This is a genomic window from Mesorhizobium sp. WSM4813 (genome assembly GCF_055811555.1).
Window position 1 is genome coordinate 56,774 of record NZ_JBVVQU010000019.1, and the last position, 16,483, is coordinate 73,256.

The window sequence follows — 16,483 nt, forward strand, 5'->3', positions numbered from 1 at the left end:
GTGGAATTTTCCAAGCAGCGGCGGCGCCGCGTTATGCCAACGCCGCGCCCGAAATGAAAGCGGGGTCCGTCGCCGGACCCCGCTTCGAGCGCCGATCGCTATCCGCAATCAGGCAATCTTTTCTTCCATCATCTGCTTGCCGCGCGGTACGCGGATTTCCTCGATGAAATCCTGCATAGCCCGGGACGGTGCCCTGGTGAGAAGGCTGACGATGATCATTACGGCGAAGCCCACCGGCAGTCCGAAGGTTGCCGACGAGATGTTCTTCACGCCCCACCACAGTTCCATGTTGGGCGTCGCCTTGTCGAAATCGGCACCGTACTGGGTCATCACCAGATAGAAGAGGGTGATGCCGAAGCCTGCGATCATGCCGGCGACAGCGCCGGCCGAGTTGGCCCGCTTCCACCAGACGCCGAGCACCAGGGCTGGGAAGAGCCCGCCGGCGGCAAGCGAGAACGCCCACGACACCATCGACAGGATGTCGGATGGCTTAGTCGACGCGACGTAGGCGGCCAGCACCGCGACCATAACCAGCAGGATGCGGGACACGATCAGACGGCGCGACGTAGGCGCGTTCTGGTCGATCATCTTGTAGTAGATGTCGTGGCTGAGCGCGTTGGCGATGGCCAGCAGCAGGCCGTCCGCCGTCGACAGAGCGGCGGCAAGGCCGCCAGCGGCGACGAGGCCCGAGATGACGTAAGGCATGCCGGCCATTTCCGGCGTCGCCAGCACGATCATGTCGGCGTTGAGGTTGATGTCGGCAAACGAAAGTGCCGTGACGCCCTTTTCGGCGCAGGCCGCGACGATCGCCGCGGTGTCTGTCGCCGCCTTGCCGCAGATCTGCACGAGCGTATTGTCGGCAGCGGCCCAGCGCATCATCCATCCGGCTTTCTCGGCGATGTTTTCAGGCGTCAGGCCCGACGCCACCAGGTCGAGCATCGTCCACTTGGCGAACGCCGCATAGGCGGGCGCGGTGAAGTAGAGGATGAAGATGAACAGCAGCGACCATGCGACCGAGACACGCGCTTCACGCACCGACGGGGTGGTGAAGTATCGCATCAGTACGTGCGGCAGTGACGCCGTTCCAACCATCAGGCAGAGGATGAGCAGGAAGAAGTTCTTCGCATCATAGCCGCCATGCGCGAATGGCGTGATGTGATGCACTGCGATGCCCTGCGCCGTCTCAAGCGCGGTGATGTTCGCCAGCGCCTGGCCTTGCATCAATTGCGGGATAGGAATGCCTGTCTTCACCGTGGACATCCAGATGGCGGGGATCAGGTAGGCGATGATCAGCACGATGTACTGGGCGACCTGCGTCCAGGTGACGGCGCGCATGCCGCCGAGCATAGAGCACACCAGGATGCCAGCGAGGCCGACATAAACTGCTACGTTGAAGTCGATCCCAAGGAAGCGAGCCGAGATCAGCCCGGTGCCGAAAATCTGCGCGACCACATAGGTAAATGAGCAGGAGAACAGAACGATCACGCCGATGAAGCGGGCAAGATTGCCGCCATAGCGCGCCGACAGGAAGTCGGGAACCGTGTAGGCGCCGAACTTGCGCAGATAGGGCGCAACGAGGATGGCCACGAGCACGTAGCCACCGGTCCAGCCGAGCACGAAACCCAGGCCGTCATAGCCAAGCAGGTAGAGCGAGCCGGCCATGCCGATGAAGGAAGCCGCCGACATCCAGTCGGCGCCGGTCGCCATGCCGTTGTAGAGCGCCGGTACGCGACGCCCGGCGACGTAATATTCGCCGACGTGCATGGTGCGGCTCAGGACGCCGATTACCGCATAGATGACGATGGTAAAACCCATGAACAGGTAGCCGATTACAACGTTCTCGACACCCATGGCGCTCAAGATAGCCATCAGGATGATGAAGGCTATGAAGCCGCCGGTGTAGATGCCGTAGATGCGGCCAAGATTGGAGGTGAAGTCGCCTCCGCCTGCCGTAGTCGCTGTCGTGTTAGCCATCGACGTTCCCCCCGATCAATCTTCATTGACATGATGCTCTTCGTCGATCGCGTTCTGGCGCCGTGCGAACCAGAACAGCATGACGACGAAGGCGATGAGCGAACCCTGGGCGGCCATGTAGAAGCCGAGCGGAAAACCAAAAATGACGATGGTGTTGAGTTGCTCCACGAACATGTGGATGACGTAACCGAAGAACACCCACAGGCCCAGCATGACGAACATGAGGCCCTTGGTCTTGTTCCAATAACTTACGCGGTCTGGCGTCGCCATAGCTTGAACCCTCCCTTGGTTGGCAGCTTGCGAACCGTCTCGACCGCAAGGCGCCGTTTAAAGCTTGCCTCTTCCGCTGACGCGGAAGCCCTCCGGCATATGTCGCGGCCAGGTATAGAATCAGCCGACCGTAACTTTGTACGAGTATCACTTTTTGTCGCAGCTGTTCATACGACTTTAGAATCGGTGAGAGGACTGAAGTATCGACGAGAGGACTTGAATCGGCAAGAGGACTGGCGGGGCGGCCTCGCGGAGGCTAAACGGTCAACATCGGTTGGAAACAAAACCGAAGGGAGAGCGCCATGGGCCTGCTGAACGACCTGTTGCCCGAGTTCCTGCGCAAGCCGCAGCCGATCGTCAGAGTCGACGACCTGGCTGACTTCATGGATTCGCGCGCCGCCTTCCTGGCCCAGAAAAGCATCGTCGAGTTCTGCCGGGTCAGGGCAGGGGTATACTGGCAGAAGCTGTTCAGCGAGGAGGAGTTCCAGGCGGTGCTGAACCATTCGCGCTGGCGCGCCTACCCTGCCTGTTACGCCATCATGGCGGAAATGGTGGAGGGCGCGCTGCGCGAACCCGCCGGCTTGCGCCAGCGAGGCCTGCCGGCGGCGCTGGAAAAAGTGGCCTTGGCAAGTTTTTCCAAATATGCCGTTCCGGAGGGCTCGGCGCCGACATTCTGGGCGGACGCCGCCGAGCTCACCCGTCAGCGCCTCGCCGCCACGCAGATCGGTCCGCCGCGGCCGGTGCGCGAAATCCCCGAGCCGCTGGCGCGAACGGTTTTCGAGATGGTCCCGATCCACCCTAATCTCCTGACCAACGACTACGACTACATCTTCAACTTCCTGAGAATGAATCTGCTGCGCGCGCATGAGGACTTCCTAGCGCAGGCTGATCGCAGCGCGCTCGTCGACGAGCTGCTTGGTGCCGCGCGCATCTGAGTTTTGTTCCGGCGCGCCGATTTCCAAGGCTTCCCCTTCGGCCTCGCGCCGTCCGAGCGTCGCCGGCTATGCGAACATCAGGTCCCGTACCAGGTTGGGTGCCGACTGTAAGCGCTTGATGAGACCCTTGAGCTCCGCCTGCTGCTCGCGCGTCAGGGCATTGATCTCGATGCGGTTGGATACCGGTATACCGGCGTAGATGTCATGCGTCTGCTGGCCGAGCAGCAAGCCGACCAGCATGGCATGGCCACTCAGCATCGCTTTCATGTCACGCTCGCCGCCAATATCCCGCGCGACAAGTTTCTCGAGCCGGGCACGCGTGCTCCGCTCGCGGATACCGTGGCGAATTGCAAGCGTGCGTGCGGTCGCAACGATCGGAAAAAGGCCATGCTTCTTGATGTCCAGCCGGCCGTTTTCAAGCTGAAAGCCGCCAAAAACAGTGAAGGGACTACCGGTCGTCATCTGCTCGCCGAGAAGCTTGGCGAACACCGGCTCGGCGTGGCCACGGTCATACGCGTGTTCGATGAACTGCGCGGCCAGCGTCGTGTCGCCATGCACCGGCCGCAGATCGTAGACGATATCGACGTTGAGCAGGTCCTCCGGCCTTAGGCGGCGAACCCAATCCTCGACGCGGCCCTTCCAGGTGTCGAGGCTTCCGCGGAATGCGGCGTTCGCGGCCATTACCCCGCCTTTGCAATACGGCACGCCGGAAATGTCGAGCATGTCGGCGAGCTTGGCGCCGAGATTCTTGAACCAGCTGTCTTCGCGCCCGCCCGGCTCGCCATCTGCAAAGACGATTGCGTTGTCCTGGTCGGGGGCCATCAGGCTTTCGCCACGGCCGCCTGAGCCGAGCACGAGCACGACGTAGGCGCAGGGCGGCGGGCCGTGGCCTTCGATCTGCATCTGCTGTTCGGCAAGCACGGCGGCGCGGCGGGTAAGCGAGCAAAGTTCATCGCTGATAATTTCCGCCACCACGCGCGGGTCGATTGCTTCGCCGATGAGCGAACGTACCACGCCCGGCAGCATCGACCAGGTGGCCGCCAGCTCGGCGTCGTCGTTGGCATGTTCGATCGTGTCGTCGAGATCGATGGCAGCGGCGGCGCGAAGCCTCAGCAGGTCACGCGCCGAAAGCACGCCGACCAGCACGCCCTCGTCGTCGCGGACGGCGAGGTGGCGGACTTTCAGCCGATCCATGCGGCCGATCGCCCGATAAGCGAAGGCGGCGGCGCGGATGCTTATCAGCGGTCGCGTAGCGATGCTTGCGACCGGCATGTCAAAAGCCCGCTCGGCGTCGGACGATATGCGGCGCATCAGGTCACGCTCGGTAACGATGCCATACTCCTCAATTGGCCGATCCGGCGTTCCTCGGTCGGACACGAGGACCGAGCTGATCTTGCGCTTCACCATGAGGTCGATGACCTGCCTTGTCGGTTTGGTCGACTTCACCACGACTGGCGGGCTGCTCATGAGGCTGCCGACGCGATGGCGATAGGCATAGGGATCGACCGGCTGAAACGCGGGAACCTGAGGCCGCGACACCGGCTCGGCCCAGCCGGCGCGATGGCCGGCTTCGAGAGCGTCCGAAAGGGCAAGGCAGGCGATTTCGACCTCTCCGAGTGTTCGGATGTTGCGCTTGCGCAATTCCGGAATCAACGCGGCAAAGATGTCTCCCGCCGCGATCGCATCGCCCAGGGCCGAATGGCGGCCAGCTATCTCCAGGCGAAGCCAGGCGGCGATCGTTTCCAGCGAATGGTCCGCCAGATTGGGATTTGCTATGGTTGCAAGAAGCCGGACGCACAGCGCCCGAGGCTTTGTCCAAGGCAAGCGGGCGCGTCGGCATTCGCGCTCCAATACCGCCAGGTCGAAGCCGATCGAGTGGCCGACGAGGATGCGGTCGCCGACGAACTCCTGGAATTGTGCCCATGCATCCGGGAAGCTGCCGGCTCCGTCAACATCGGCATCCGTGATGCCGTGGACGAGCGAGGACTCGGAGGGGATTGCTTCACCGGGATCGATGAGGAGATCGAGCTGAGCTTGCCGGATGACCTTGCCATGCGCGATGCCGATTGCGCCAATCTGGACCACGCGCGCCTTGGTGGCGTCGGGTCCGGTTGTTTCGGTGTCGACGGCGGCAGCCGCAATTGCTATCAGCGGTGTCGCGCCGGTGGCCGGCTTCATTCCCGTCGCCTTCGGCATGGCCGATTGCCTTTCTCTGCCGGAGGTTCGATCCTGCTTGCCCTGCAGCATAGAGCGCGCCGGCGGGCCGCGTCGATGGCCGAATTTCAGGCTATGGCGTTCGCAACGATGCGTCGGCGAGTTGCACGCCCGTACGTCCGTACCGAATCCCAAAGGTATACCCGTCCAGGCGGCACATTCGCCTTAAAGTGATTTGATACGGTCGCAGCGCTCGCACATTGTCGGCGGGTTTGTTGCCGAGGCGGCCGATGGATGAGATCAGGCGGGTAGCTGTGGGGTGCATCGGGCGCGCCGTCATGTTCGGATCGCTTGCCATCGGCTGCGTCATGGCCGGCTTCTCCTTCAACCCGGTATCCGCCTTCCGTTCCGGCGCGTTCCTGACGCTGACGATGGTCCTGGCACTGATGTGGAAAGCTATGACCGCAGCCAGCAAGAATCCCAAGCACACCGAAGTCTGGCTCTATCTCGATGAGAAATCGCGCCCAGCCGATGGTCCGGCGCGACGGGTGTTCGGCACCGTCATGAGCGACGTTTATAGACTCTATGCCCGGATCGCGCTCGGCGTGGCGGTCGGGTTCTTCCTGGTCTCGCTCGTGCTGATGCTGTTCGGCCTGGAAGCTTACAGGCCGCCCGCCAACTAGGCGGCCGCTCCGCCCAATCCCTGCCCCTCCGCCCGCACGACCTGGCGTTTTGCCATCGGGCCGATCGGCGCTCGGAATGCCGCGCGAAGCAGCAAACAAACCAATTTGTCATCCGGTTGGAGAAAAACATTCTATAGATCGCTGAAAATAGCACTCGACAAAGTCTACTGATTTACTAGAATAACTGCCGAGACGGAGGTCGATATGTCCTATTTACAGAACGCCCACACTGCCCGCAAAGGCCAAAGGCTCGGTTCTGAGCAGACTTGGCGGCCAGCCTATGAGGGCGCCTTTGCCTATCTCGTCTTTGCCCTTGCGTTCGTGTTCACCGGGGCAGTCGTTCTGGGCGTTATCCCCTGATCCTGGAGCCCGGAGTGATCGGTTCCTGACTTACAGGGATAGCGATCTGCCGTTTCGTAATATCGGAGTTGAATGAACCGAATGCCGGGTGTGCTTTTGCGCGCCCCCCTTGACCCCAACGTGATGGAGGAGATGGCGATGCCGATCGAGTTCACGCATGTTCCCGGTAAAACTCACCCTGCCGATTCAACCCTGCCGTTTTTCTACGATTTCGCGGAAACCGCGACAAAGCTGGCGCTGATCGAGGAGATCGGTTTTCAGAAGATCGTCGTCGACGATCCGGCCGGGCTGCTGACCAATATGGATATTGCCGCCCGGGCGCTGGACCGCACGTCCTCACTCGACGTCGTTCTCACGCACTGGGCCGGTGTGATCGAGCCGACGGTGGCGGCACGGCAATTGGCGGGCCTCGACGCAAAAGGTGGCGGTCGGCTGTCGCTCAGGATGCTCAGCGAGCCGCTGAACGACGACGATGCCGAGGCACGTCCGGTCGGCCACACGCTCATCTGGCAGCGGATCGACGAATATCTGGTGCTGCTGAAGCGGTTGTGGTCGAACAACAGGCCGTTCGATCATGAAGGCGCCTTCTATAGCGTCAAAGGCGGCTATGTGCCGCGCAAGGGACCGCATGGCGCCGACATGACCATCCGCATGGGCGGGCAGTCCGGAACGGCGCTCAGGGTCGCCGGGCGGCATGCCGATGTCTTCGAACTGGCGCCGGGTTCGCTCGACGAGATCCGGCAGCTGATGGAGCGGGTGCGCAGTGCCGCCGCCGAACACGGCCGGGCCGGCAAGCTGCGTTTCGCGCTTCCCGTCCGGGTCCGTCCGGCGGACAACGCTGCCTGCCAGAAGGCGGTCGAAATTGCCGGGCCGCCGGCGCAGATTGCGTTGTCATTGTTTCCTTACGCGGCCTTGGGAATCGAGGAATTCATGGTCGTCGGCATCGGCAGGCCGCGCGAGATCGCAACGGCGGGTCGTGAAACGATCGCGCTGATGCGCAACTCTCTGGCGCGCCGCGAGGCCGATGTCCCTCAACCCGGGGCGTTTGCGTCTCGCCCGATCCGGGAAGCACGTGTCAGCTGAGCGCGTGGCAGGACTATACGCTTTGTGGCCGCCAGCCCGAAGCACTTGGGGTGCCGCTCATTGCCGGCCTTTCCACATCAGCACCATGAAATAAGGCCCTCCGACCAGAGCAGCCAGCAAACCCGCCGGAATCTGCCATGGGAAAATGAGCATCCGGCCGGCCCAGTCGGCCGAAACAAGGATCATGCCGCCAAGCATCGCGGATGCGAAAAGCTGCGGCAAGGCGCGTTGAAGGCCGAGCATGCGGGCCAGATGCGGCGCCATCAATCCGACGAAGCTCAGCGGCCCGATGACCAGCGTAGCTATTGTCGTCGGCGCCGAAATAAGCACCAGGAGGATGACCCGGACCCGAAAGAGGCTAAGCCCGAGCCCGCGCGAGGCGGCTTCTCCAAGCGGCAGGATTTCCAGCCAGCGGGTGGTGAGAGGCACGATGGCCAGCAGAGCAGTCGCCGTCACAGCGGCGATTATGGCATCGGCGGCGGAGGCCCGGTAAGTGGAGCCGGATAACCAGCCGATGAGCGTATCGAGCCGAGGATCGCCGCTGGCGAGCATCACCGCCGAGAATGCCGACGCCATCGTCGCCACCGCGACTCCGGAAAGCAACAGTCGATCATTCGCGATGGGCTGCCGGCGGCCGGTCTGCGAAATCATCGCCAGGCTGACCAGAGCCCCGACGAGGCCGGCCGCGATCATTGCCGGGCGGCTGACATCAGAAGTCGCGACGAAAAGCAGCAGGATGCCTAGCGAGGCGCCGCCGGAAACACCCAGAACCTCGGGCGCCGCCATCGGATTGCCGGTCATCCTCTGCATCAGCGTGCCGACCACGCCCAGCATCATACCAGCGCAAACCGCGACAACGATGCGAGGCGTCCTGAGCGGCAGGAGGTCGGCAAATTCGGCGGCCGACGCCGCGTGCCAGCCGGTTGCGCCTCGTCCGACAACAAGCGCGGCGCAGAGAAGAAGTGCCATAGCGAGGAGCCCGGTCAGCAGATAGACCCACCCGCTGCGCCTGCGCACGGAAGACAGCATGGCGCCGTCCCGATCCGGGCTGTTGCGCAATTTCGGCAGAAGAAGAAACAGCAGCGGCGCACCGAGGAATGCAGTCGCCACGCCTGCCGGGATTTCGGAGGTAAACGGCAGGACCTGCACCAGCCGGTCGGTCAGCCACAACAGCGCCGCGCCCGCAAGCGGCGCCCAGATCATGCGCTGGCGCCAGGTCCGTGCGCCGGCGAGCCTGACCAGCGCCGGCGCCGCAAGCGCCACGAAGCTGATGACGCCGACGGCTGCGACCACCATGCTGCTCAGCGCGACGGCGACGCTCATCCCCGCCAGCCGTGTCACCACGGGTTTCGTCCCGAGGCTTTCCGCTCCCTCGTCGCTCAGGTCCAGAAGCCGCAGCGGCCGGAGCAGAAGGAAGGCAGCAATGCCGGCCACCGCGAGCCATGGCGCGAACCCGAGCACCACGGCGTCGCCGTTCTGGATCAGCGAACCGCTCTGCCAGATGAAAAGTTCCTCGGAATATTCGCGATTAGCCGCCATCAGCAGGGCGCTCGCCGAACTGCATGTGAGGCTGACCACCAGGCCGGAAATGATGATCGCGACCGGCGAAAAACTCCGGCCCTGGGCCAGAGCCAAGACCGCCAGTGTCGACAGGGCGCCGCCGGCGAGCGCCACCCATTCGCGACCTTGCTCCAGCAGCCACGGCGCGTAGAGCGTGGCGATCGTCAGGGCGACGGTCGCGCCTGCATTGGTGCCTATGGTCGTCGGCTCGGCGAGCGGATTGCGCAGCACCTGCTGGAGCAGCGTGCCGGTCAGGCCGAGCGCCGCGCCGGCCAGCAGGCTGATCGCCAGACGCGGCAGAAAGGCATGCCGATAAAGCAGCTGCCGCGGGTCGGCAAAGTCCGCCGCCCCGAGCGATTGCCACCACATGTCGGCGGGCAACAGGCGCAAAAGCCCGGCAGCGGTGAGACATGCGGCGAGCACCGCCGGCACGCCGACGAGGGCGACGAGCATCCAACCGCCTGCCACGAAACGAGCACGATGGTCGGCGGTGGACTGCATGATGGTCATGCCCGGACCAGCAAATTTGCAAAGCGCGCAGCGGCGGCAAGTCCGCCAAACGGCCATACCGGCGGGATTGTCCTGACGTTGCCGGCTTTGACGCAGGGAAGGTTCGCCCAGAGGCTGCTCTGGTCAATCCTGATCTTCACATGCGGCGGGATCGGATCGAGGGAAATCACGCGAGCCTCGCCGATCGCAACCAATTCTTCGATACCCAGCATGGAAAAACCCCAGCTATCGGTGGGCGCTGTCCAGGCATTGGTGAGGCTCAACCTGTCGAGCACGTCCTGGAACAGACTGCCCTTGCCGTAGACGCGGACGTGACGGTCGTCGAACATGCTGACCACAGCGAGCGGCTGGTCTGCCCGTCCTGCCAATTGTGTCCTGATCTGGGCGATTGCCGCCGCCGTCTCCTGGATGAGCCGTTGCGCTTCAGCCTCGCGGCCGAGTAGTGAGCCAAGTTTCAGCGTTTCAATTTCGGCCTGGCGATAAGGCGCTTCGGTACCGTCGTAGAACGGTACGGTGTGCACTGGCGCGATCCGCTTGAATGGTGCTTCGTCGAGCCCGAAGCCATAAGCGCCGATGATAAGGTCGGGCTTGAGTTCCAGGAGCAGTTCGAGATTGGGCTCGCCGCGCGAGCCAAGATCGATGCAGCCGGCGGGAAGCGCCGGACCCGCGACCCAGTCCCGGTAGCCCTTGGTGTCGGCGAGCGCGACCGGCCCGATCCCGAGCGAGATGACCATCTCGGCCGAGGTCCATTCAAGGCAGGCGATCCGCGGCGGCCTCGCCGCACGTGCCAGGTCGCTGCGCAGACTGAGGCTCATCGCGGCCAGCCCGGCAAGGCACTGGCGCCGCGTCAGGGGTGCCAATTGGGTCCGAGCCTGCACGCTGGGGTCACCATGTGTACTTCACCGAGCCTTTGATCCGGCGACCCTCGCCATAAAAGCAGCCGAAGCTTTCTGCGAAACAGGAGGCGACATAGCGCTTGTCGAACAGGTTGCTGACATTGAGGTTCAACTCGGCGTTCTGCCATTTGTAGTGCAGCGCGGCATCGACAAGCGTGACGGCCGGCACCTTGAAAGTGTTGGCATCATCGCCGTAGGTCGAGCCGACGTAGCGGATGCCGGCGCCGAGCCCGAGCCCCTCCAGCCTGCCGCTGCCGACAGTGTAGTTTGCCCACAGGGAGGCCGCGTGAGCCGGCACGCCAAAAGGCGTGTTGCCCTGGTTGCTCGTTCCATCCTCGTTGATGCTGGTCGGACTGGTGATCTCGGTATCGAGCCAGGTATAGGCCGCCCGGAAATCGAAGCCTGAATCAAGGCTCGCAACACCTTCCAGCTCGATGCCGCGCGAGCGGATCTCGCCGGTCTGGAAGATGTCGTTGGGCGCGCCAACACCGCCATAGCGCACGACATTCTGCCGGGTCAGATCGAACGCCGAAACGGTGACGAAGGAGTTCCACCCGACCGGCTGGTATTTCAGGCCGACCTCGTACTGCTTGCCGGTTTCAGGCACGAGCGGATTGCCGTTGCTGTCGGGGCCGGACACCGGCTGGAACGATTCGGAATAGCTGACATAAGGGGCAAGGCCGTTGTCGGCGAGATAAAGCAGACCGGCGCGGCTGGTGAAGGCGTCGTCCTTCTGGCGGGGATCGAAAGCGCCGGCCAGATTGTCGTAGACTTTCGAGTCCGCCCAGTCCTGGCGGCCGCCCAGCGTCAGCCGCCAGTTGCCCAGCTTGATCTGGTCCTGCGCGTAGAGGCCGACCTGCGATTGGGTCGTGTCCGTGTCTGTGTACAGCGTCAGATCAGTGATTGGGCTGCCATAGACCGGGTCGAAGAGGTTGATGTCACCGACGGACCCTTCGGAGGCATAGTCGCGATAGGTGTAGCGCTTGTAGTCGAGGCCAATGAGCAGCGTGTGGGCGAGCGGCCCGGTATCGAAATCGGCCTGCGCTTGGTTGTCGATGGTCACGCCGCTGAGCCTTGTGCCGCCGGCATCGGCATAGCGGGAATAGTCGCCCTCATCATTCAGAAGCCCGCCGCCGAAGACGCCTTCCTCATAGTGCTTCAGATAGACGTAGCGGGCATGCTGGCGAACCTGCCATGTCTCGTCGAAACGGTGATCGAACTCGTAACCGATCGACGCCTGGTCGTTGTTGTAGGTGTCGAAGTCCGGTTCGCCGACGAACATGCTGTTCGGCAGATATTTTCCGTCCTTACCCGGCCTGATAGTGCCGTATGCCGGTAGGTACTGCATCGCCCACCCGGACCGGTCGCGCTGATAGTTGGCGAGGATGGTCAGGCTGGTATCGGCATCAGGCTGCCAGGTGAGCGCCGGCGCGATGAAGATGCGGTCGTCTTCGACGAAGTCTGTCTGCGTATCGCCGGTGTGAGCGGCGCCGGTGAGGCGGAACAGCAGCGATTTATCGGCGTTGACAGCCCCGCTGAAGTCGAACTTTCCTTCATAGCGGTCGAAGCTTCCGGCGCCGAGTTCGACCTCGCGGAGGTTCTCCTCGGTCGGGCGCTTGCTGACATAGTTGATGATGCCGCCAGGACTTGCCTGGCCGTAGAGAACCGACGCCGGCCCGCGCAGGATTTCGTAGCGCTCGGCGCCATAGGAATCGAGCGCGGTGAACAGCGTGAAATTGCTTTCCTTGAGCTGCAGCCCGTCCTTGTAGAAGACGCCGCTGGAGTTCGAAATGCCGCGCATCTGCAGGCCGTGGCCACGATTGTCGGTCCCGTAGAGATTGCCGCTTGCGCCTGGCGTATAACGCAGCGCGCTGTTCAGGCTGTCCACCGCCTGCGCCTCCATCTGGTCTTTGGTGATGACCGATATCGACTGCGGCGTCTCGATCAGCGGTGTGTCGGTCTTGGTGGCGGTGGAGCCCTGGGTGGCGACATAGCCGTCGACCGTCCCAAAGGCGCTTTCGACGCGTTCCTGAATGTTGATCGGGTCGAGAGTGGTGGTCGCCTCCTGCGCGACGGCGTGGCCGCCAAGCAGCACCGGCAGCGACATCGCCGCGATCAGCAGGTTTCGGCGCGCGGTCATTTCGTCTCGAATTCTTCCGCGACCAGAATCAACCGCCATCTCGGCACGCTCCACTTTTCCGAATTTCGACGCAAATCCGGCGCGTCACGACATTGTTGACTCATAAGTCATCTTCATTGTTGACTATTAAACTCATGTTTTATAGTCAACCGGGCATCGGCGCCGAAAACCGGGATTGCCGAAAGCCGGATTTCGAGATGCACGCACAAAGCTGGAGGGAGGCCGAGACCGTGGCAGGAACTCATGCCCAGACTGCCTTCCATGTCGAAGCGGTGCGGTTCGCCGTCGGCGAGCGGACGCTGCTCGGACCTGTTACACTCGAGCTGCAACGCTCGCGCCTCTACGGGCTGATCGGGCACAACGGCTCGGGCAAGTCGACGCTGATCAAGCTCTTGGCGCGCCAGCAGCCGGCAAGCTCGGGCGGCATCACCTTCGCGCAGCGGCCGCTGGTGCAGTGGGGCGCGCGCGAACTCGCCCGCGCGCTGGCCTATCTGCCTCAGACGACGCCGGCGGCGACCGGTCTGACCGTGCGCGAACTGGCGACGCTCGGGCGCTATCCCTGGCATGGCGCGCTCGGCCGTTTCGGGTATGAGGACAGGCGCCATGTCGACGAGGCGCTTGTCCTGACCGATATGGCGGATTTTGCCGACCGGCTGGTGGACGAATTGTCGGGCGGCGAGCGCCAGCGCGCATGGCTGGCTATGCTGGTCGCGCAGAATGCCGGCGTCATGCTGCTCGACGAGCCGATTTCGGCGCTCGACATCGCCCATCAGGTCGAGGTGCTGGGGCTGGTCAGGGACCTTAGTCGCAAACGCGACCTGTGCGTCGTCGTCGTGCTGCACGATCCCAACATGGCGGCGCGCTACTGCGACGAATTGATCGCACTGAAGGACGGCAGGCTGCTGACGCGCGGCACGCCGGACCAGATCATGCAGGGCGACGTGCTCAAAGGAATTTTCGGTGTCGAGATGGGCGTGTTTGCGCACCCCGTCACCGGCCAGCCCATCGGCTATGTGCAATGAGGCCACTGGGAGAATAAGGAAGAAGCCCTTGTCCAAACATGGTTTGTTCGCGGCGTTGCTCGCATCCGTCATCCTGTCGGCCGGCGGCGCGGCCGCCCAGGAGCAACCGGGCACGGCCCCGGCGATCGAGGCGCCCGCGCCCGCGCCTGCAGAGGCTGCGCCAGGCGCGGCCGCGCCACCGGCGATGCAGCCCAGCGTGACCACCCCCGCCGCGACCACGCCCATCGAGATGGGTCCTTCGACGGCGACGTCCCTGACCCTGCCGCATGATCTGTCGCCATGGGGCATGTTCATGGCAGCCGATATCGTCGTGAAAGCGGTGATGATCGGGCTGGCTTTTGCGTCCTTCGTCACCTGGACGATATGGCTGGCCAAATCGCTGGAGATCCTTGGCGGCAAGCTGCGCGCCCGCCGCGCGGCACAAGCGATCGGCAATGCCGCGACGTTGAACCAGGCCGGCCGCGCGCTTGGCCACAATAACGGCCCTGGCGCCCTGCTGGTGCGGGCAGCCGAAGAAGAGGCCGCGCTTTCGGTCGGCTCGCTCGACCATGTGTCCGGCGACGGGCTGAAGGAGCGGGTCACCTCGCGCCTGTCGCGCATCGAGGCGGCGGCGGCGCGGCGCATGTCGCGCGGCACCGGCGTCTTGGCGACGATCGGCTCGACCGCGCCCTTTGTCGGCCTTTTCGGCACGGTCTGGGGCATCATGAACGCCTTCATCGGCATCTCGCAGGCGCAGACCACCAATCTCGCCGTCGTAGCCCCGGGCATCGCGGAAGCCTTGCTTGCCACCGCGATGGGCCTTGTCGCCGCGATCCCGGCGGTGGTCATCTACAACGTCTTCGCGCGATCGATAGCCGGCTACAGGCAGATCCTCGCCGACGCGTCTGCAGGGGTCGAACGGCTGGTCAGCCGGGATCTGGATTTCCGCACGGTCGCGCCGGCAAAGCAGATGGCCGCGGAATGAACACGCATTAGCGGAGCGACGGCCATGGCGGCTAGAATTCGAGAGAACATCGATGGCGATCTCGAGGAAAACCACGAAATCAACGTCACGCCGTTCATCGACGTGATCCTGGTCCTGCTGATCATCTTCATGGTTGCGGCGCCGCTGGCGACGGTGGATGTCAATGTCGACCTGCCGGGCTCGACTGCAACGCCGGCTCCCCGGCCGGAGACGCCGCTGTTCCTGACCCTGAAAGACGATCTGAGCCTGGCGATCGGCAACGACGCGATACCGCGCGCAGCTTTCGCCGCCGCGCTCGTCGGCAGGACAAAAGGCGACAGGCAGACGCGCATCTTCCTGCGGGCCGATAAAGCGGTCGGCTACGGCGAACTTATGGAGGTGATGAACCTTTTGCGGGGCGCCGGTTATCTGAAGATCGCGCTGGTCGGCCTCGAGGCGGCGCCCGGCGATGCCGCGGCGCCGCAAATCGGGACGGGCCAATAATGTCGCCGACGGCCGCCCTGCCGATGGCCGATCAGCGGCGTTTCGGCGCGCGCGAGATGGCCTGGTGGGCGGGCGCGGCTGCGCTGGTTCTGGTGGCGCATGCCGCGATTGGGTATGCGATGCAGAGCTGGCGCCCGGCCGAGCCCGATGGCGGGCCACCGCAGGCGCAGGTGATCGAGCTGTCGCCGATGGCGTTCACGCCGGCCGAGCCGGCGCCGCTGCCGGATGAGATAGGGCCCGATCAGCCGGATCCGGCCGAGGAGCCTGACGTAACCGAAACGGAGCCTCCGCCCGAACCGCCCGTCGAGCGGGCAGAGCCGGTCACCGAGCCGTCGGAAGCTGCCCCGGCCGACACAGTCGAGCCGCCGACCGTGGCGGAACGGGTCGACCAGCCGCCGCTCGAGGAAGTCGTGCCCGACGTTGCCGAGGTCGTCACGCCGGAAGTGGTCATTCCGCTGCCGCAGCCGAAACCGATCGACGCACCCCTCGAGGCCAAGACAAAGAAGCAGGCAAAGACTGAGGCAAAGGAGCTGGCTGAGGTCAAGACCATGAAGCCGGTCAGAGAGGCCAGACAGCGTCCGAAAAAGGAGAAAGCCGCACCGCCGCGGACGACGGCCAGTCTCGCTGCGAAACCCGCAGCCAAGGCGGCCGCACCGAAATCGGCCAAAGCATCGGCTTCGAGATCCGGTGTGAGCTCGTCCAAGTGGAACACGCAGCTGCATGCGTGGATCAGGCGACACACGCGTTATCCAAAGGCCGCAAAGGCCCGGCGCGAGGAAGGTAGTCCACGAGTGACCTTTACCGTCGACGGAGCCGGCCGGGTTCTATCCGCCCGGCTGGCTCGTTCCTCCGGCTATCCGGATCTCGATCGCGCGGCGCTCCATGCCTTACAGGGTGCCAAAGTGCCAGCGCCGCCGCCGGAAAAAGCGGGTACATCTGTTGCGGCGCCTTTCACATTCAAGCTGGACTAGCTCGTTCGGTATCAACTGGCCCGTCTTGGCCGAAGTCGGATACGAACCGTTGCAGTCCGCATCCAGCGACGATTTTCGACCATCCATCGTCATTTGTCTGTCATATGTCGGCCATATACATCCATAATTCTGGATTCTGGGGTGCATGATAAGAACACCGCCCTTCTCGCACTGGCAGCGCTTGGCCAGGACACCAGGCTCGAGGTGTTTCGCCTGCTGGTGCGGGCGGGCGCAGATGGTGTTCCTGCCGGCGAGATCGCCTCGCGCCTGGGTACGGTGCAGAACACCATGTCGGCGCATCTGAAGGTTCTCGACCATGCCGGCCTCGTCCGCGCCGAGCGTGACGGCCGGACGATCCGCTACGTCGCCGACATGACCGGTTTTCGCGATCTGCTTGCCTATCTCATGGAGGATTGCTGCAACGGCGCGCCGGAGCTCTGCCAGCTTGTCATCCAGGCGGTGACTTGCAAATGTTAGA

General features: G+C 63.7%; 15 protein-coding genes. 9 read left to right on the plus strand and 6 right to left on the minus strand.

The genetic code is table 11. The features are described from left to right. Positions 1-108: 108 nt before the first annotated feature. Positions 109-1,974: a sodium:solute symporter family protein gene (locus AC0L25_RS13275; RefSeq protein WP_473595900.1), complete on the minus strand. Its 1,866-nt coding sequence runs from the start codon at positions 1,972-1,974 to the stop codon at positions 109-111. A gap of 15 nt (positions 1,975-1,989) precedes the next feature. Then, entirely contained in the window at positions 1,990-2,244 is a 255-nt protein-coding gene (locus tag AC0L25_RS13280; protein ID WP_473595901.1) for a DUF4212 domain-containing protein, read from the minus strand. A gap of 302 nt (positions 2,245-2,546) precedes the next feature. On the opposite strand from AC0L25_RS13280, the gene AC0L25_RS13285 reads away from it, so the two are divergent. Beyond that, entirely contained in the window at positions 2,547-3,179 is a 633-nt protein-coding gene (locus tag AC0L25_RS13285) for a hypothetical protein (RefSeq protein WP_473595902.1), read from the plus strand. 66 nt (positions 3,180-3,245) lie between these two features. Here the strand turns inward: AC0L25_RS13285 and AC0L25_RS13290 are convergent, their stop codons facing one another. Continuing rightward, positions 3,246-5,375, minus strand: a complete 2,130-nt coding sequence (locus AC0L25_RS13290; protein ID WP_473595903.1) for a DUF294 nucleotidyltransferase-like domain-containing protein — start codon at positions 5,373-5,375, stop codon at positions 3,246-3,248. 296 nt (positions 5,376-5,671) lie between these two features. Here AC0L25_RS13290 and AC0L25_RS13295 point away from each other — a divergent pair, with 296 nt between their 5' ends. The 3 genes from AC0L25_RS13295 to AC0L25_RS13305 all read left to right on the plus strand — a co-directional run bounded on the left by AC0L25_RS13295 (position 5,672) and on the right by AC0L25_RS13305 (position 7,459). Further along, on the plus strand, positions 5,672-6,016 hold the full coding sequence (locus tag AC0L25_RS13295) for a hypothetical protein (RefSeq protein ID WP_473595904.1): 345 nt from the start codon (positions 5,672-5,674) through the stop codon (positions 6,014-6,016). 204 nt (positions 6,017-6,220) lie between these two features. Then, positions 6,221-6,376 carry a hypothetical protein gene (locus AC0L25_RS13300; RefSeq protein ID WP_473595905.1) on the plus strand — a complete coding sequence of 52 codons (156 nt, stop codon included), beginning with the start codon at positions 6,221-6,223 and terminating at the stop codon, positions 6,374-6,376. A gap of 138 nt (positions 6,377-6,514) precedes the next feature. Further along, positions 6,515-7,459 carry an LLM class flavin-dependent oxidoreductase gene (locus AC0L25_RS13305; protein WP_473595949.1) on the plus strand — a complete coding sequence of 315 codons (945 nt, stop codon included), beginning with the start codon at positions 6,515-6,517 and terminating at the stop codon, positions 7,457-7,459. A gap of 57 nt (positions 7,460-7,516) precedes the next feature. On the opposite strand, the gene fhuB is transcribed toward AC0L25_RS13305, so the two are convergent. From fhuB to AC0L25_RS13320, 3 genes are read right to left on the minus strand one after another with little or no spacing between them, the layout of a single operon-like run. After that, on the minus strand, positions 7,517-9,529 hold the full coding sequence (fhuB, locus tag AC0L25_RS13310; protein WP_473595906.1) for a Fe(3+)-hydroxamate ABC transporter permease FhuB: 2,013 nt from the start codon (positions 9,527-9,529) through the stop codon (positions 7,517-7,519). Then, complete coding sequence (locus AC0L25_RS13315) at positions 9,526-10,389, minus strand: ABC transporter substrate-binding protein (protein WP_473595907.1); 864 nt, start codon at positions 10,387-10,389, stop codon at positions 9,526-9,528. Before AC0L25_RS13315 ends, fhuB begins: the two co-directional genes overlap by 4 nt. A gap of 25 nt (positions 10,390-10,414) precedes the next feature. Then, the gene (locus tag AC0L25_RS13320) at positions 10,415-12,565 is read right to left on the minus strand and encodes a TonB-dependent siderophore receptor (protein ID WP_473595908.1); all 2,151 of its coding nucleotides are present in this window, start codon (positions 12,563-12,565) and stop codon (positions 10,415-10,417) included. A 230-nt stretch (positions 12,566-12,795) separates the two neighbouring features. Here AC0L25_RS13320 and AC0L25_RS13325 point away from each other — a divergent pair, with 230 nt between their 5' ends. From AC0L25_RS13325 to AC0L25_RS13345, 5 genes are all read left to right on the plus strand, one after another. Then, positions 12,796-13,587, plus strand: coding sequence for an ATP-binding cassette domain-containing protein (locus AC0L25_RS13325; protein WP_473595909.1), 792 nt, complete (start codon positions 12,796-12,798; stop codon positions 13,585-13,587). Beyond that, positions 13,577-14,551: a tonB-system energizer ExbB gene (gene exbB / locus AC0L25_RS13330; RefSeq protein WP_473595910.1), complete on the plus strand. Its 975-nt coding sequence runs from the start codon at positions 13,577-13,579 to the stop codon at positions 14,549-14,551. The genes AC0L25_RS13325 and exbB overlap by 11 nt, the downstream gene beginning before the upstream one ends. Before the next feature lie 24 nt (positions 14,552-14,575). Beyond that, a complete protein-coding gene (gene exbD, locus AC0L25_RS13335) occupies positions 14,576-15,034 on the plus strand; it encodes a TonB system transport protein ExbD (protein ID WP_473595911.1) in 459 nt (152 codons plus the stop codon). Beyond that, on the plus strand, positions 15,034-16,005 hold the full coding sequence (locus AC0L25_RS13340; protein ID WP_473595912.1) for an energy transducer TonB family protein: 972 nt from the start codon (positions 15,034-15,036) through the stop codon (positions 16,003-16,005). Before exbD ends, AC0L25_RS13340 begins: the two co-directional genes overlap by 1 nt. A gap of 141 nt (positions 16,006-16,146) precedes the next feature. Next, entirely contained in the window at positions 16,147-16,482 is a 336-nt protein-coding gene (locus tag AC0L25_RS13345) for an ArsR/SmtB family transcription factor (RefSeq protein WP_473595913.1), read from the plus strand. Position 16,483: the final 1 nt, after the last annotated feature.

Excerpts from the sequence above, each read along its gene's own strand:
- AC0L25_RS13275 (WP_473595900.1), bottom strand. The coding sequence starts at position 1,974 with ATGGCTAACACGACAGCGACTACGGCAGGCGGAGGCGACTTCACCTCC.
- AC0L25_RS13280 (WP_473595901.1), bottom strand. The coding sequence starts at position 2,244 with ATGGCGACGCCAGACCGCGTAAGTTATTGGAACAAGACCAAGGGCCTC.
- AC0L25_RS13285 (WP_473595902.1), top strand. The coding sequence starts at position 2,547 with ATGGGCCTGCTGAACGACCTGTTGCCCGAGTTCCTGCGCAAGCCGCAG.
- AC0L25_RS13290 (WP_473595903.1), bottom strand. The coding sequence starts at position 5,375 with ATGCCGAAGGCGACGGGAATGAAGCCGGCCACCGGCGCGACACCGCTG.
- AC0L25_RS13295 (WP_473595904.1), top strand. The coding sequence starts at position 5,672 with ATGTTCGGATCGCTTGCCATCGGCTGCGTCATGGCCGGCTTCTCCTTC.
- AC0L25_RS13300 (WP_473595905.1), top strand. The coding sequence starts at position 6,221 with ATGTCCTATTTACAGAACGCCCACACTGCCCGCAAAGGCCAAAGGCTC.
- AC0L25_RS13305 (WP_473595949.1), top strand. The coding sequence starts at position 6,515 with ATGCCGATCGAGTTCACGCATGTTCCCGGTAAAACTCACCCTGCCGAT.
- fhuB (WP_473595906.1), bottom strand. The coding sequence starts at position 9,529 with ATGACCATCATGCAGTCCACCGCCGACCATCGTGCTCGTTTCGTGGCA.
- AC0L25_RS13320 (WP_473595908.1), bottom strand. The coding sequence starts at position 12,565 with ATGACCGCGCGCCGAAACCTGCTGATCGCGGCGATGTCGCTGCCGGTG.
- exbB (WP_473595910.1), top strand. The coding sequence starts at position 13,577 with ATGTGCAATGAGGCCACTGGGAGAATAAGGAAGAAGCCCTTGTCCAAA.
- exbD (WP_473595911.1), top strand. The coding sequence starts at position 14,576 with ATGGCGGCTAGAATTCGAGAGAACATCGATGGCGATCTCGAGGAAAAC.
- AC0L25_RS13340 (WP_473595912.1), top strand. The coding sequence starts at position 15,034 with ATGTCGCCGACGGCCGCCCTGCCGATGGCCGATCAGCGGCGTTTCGGC.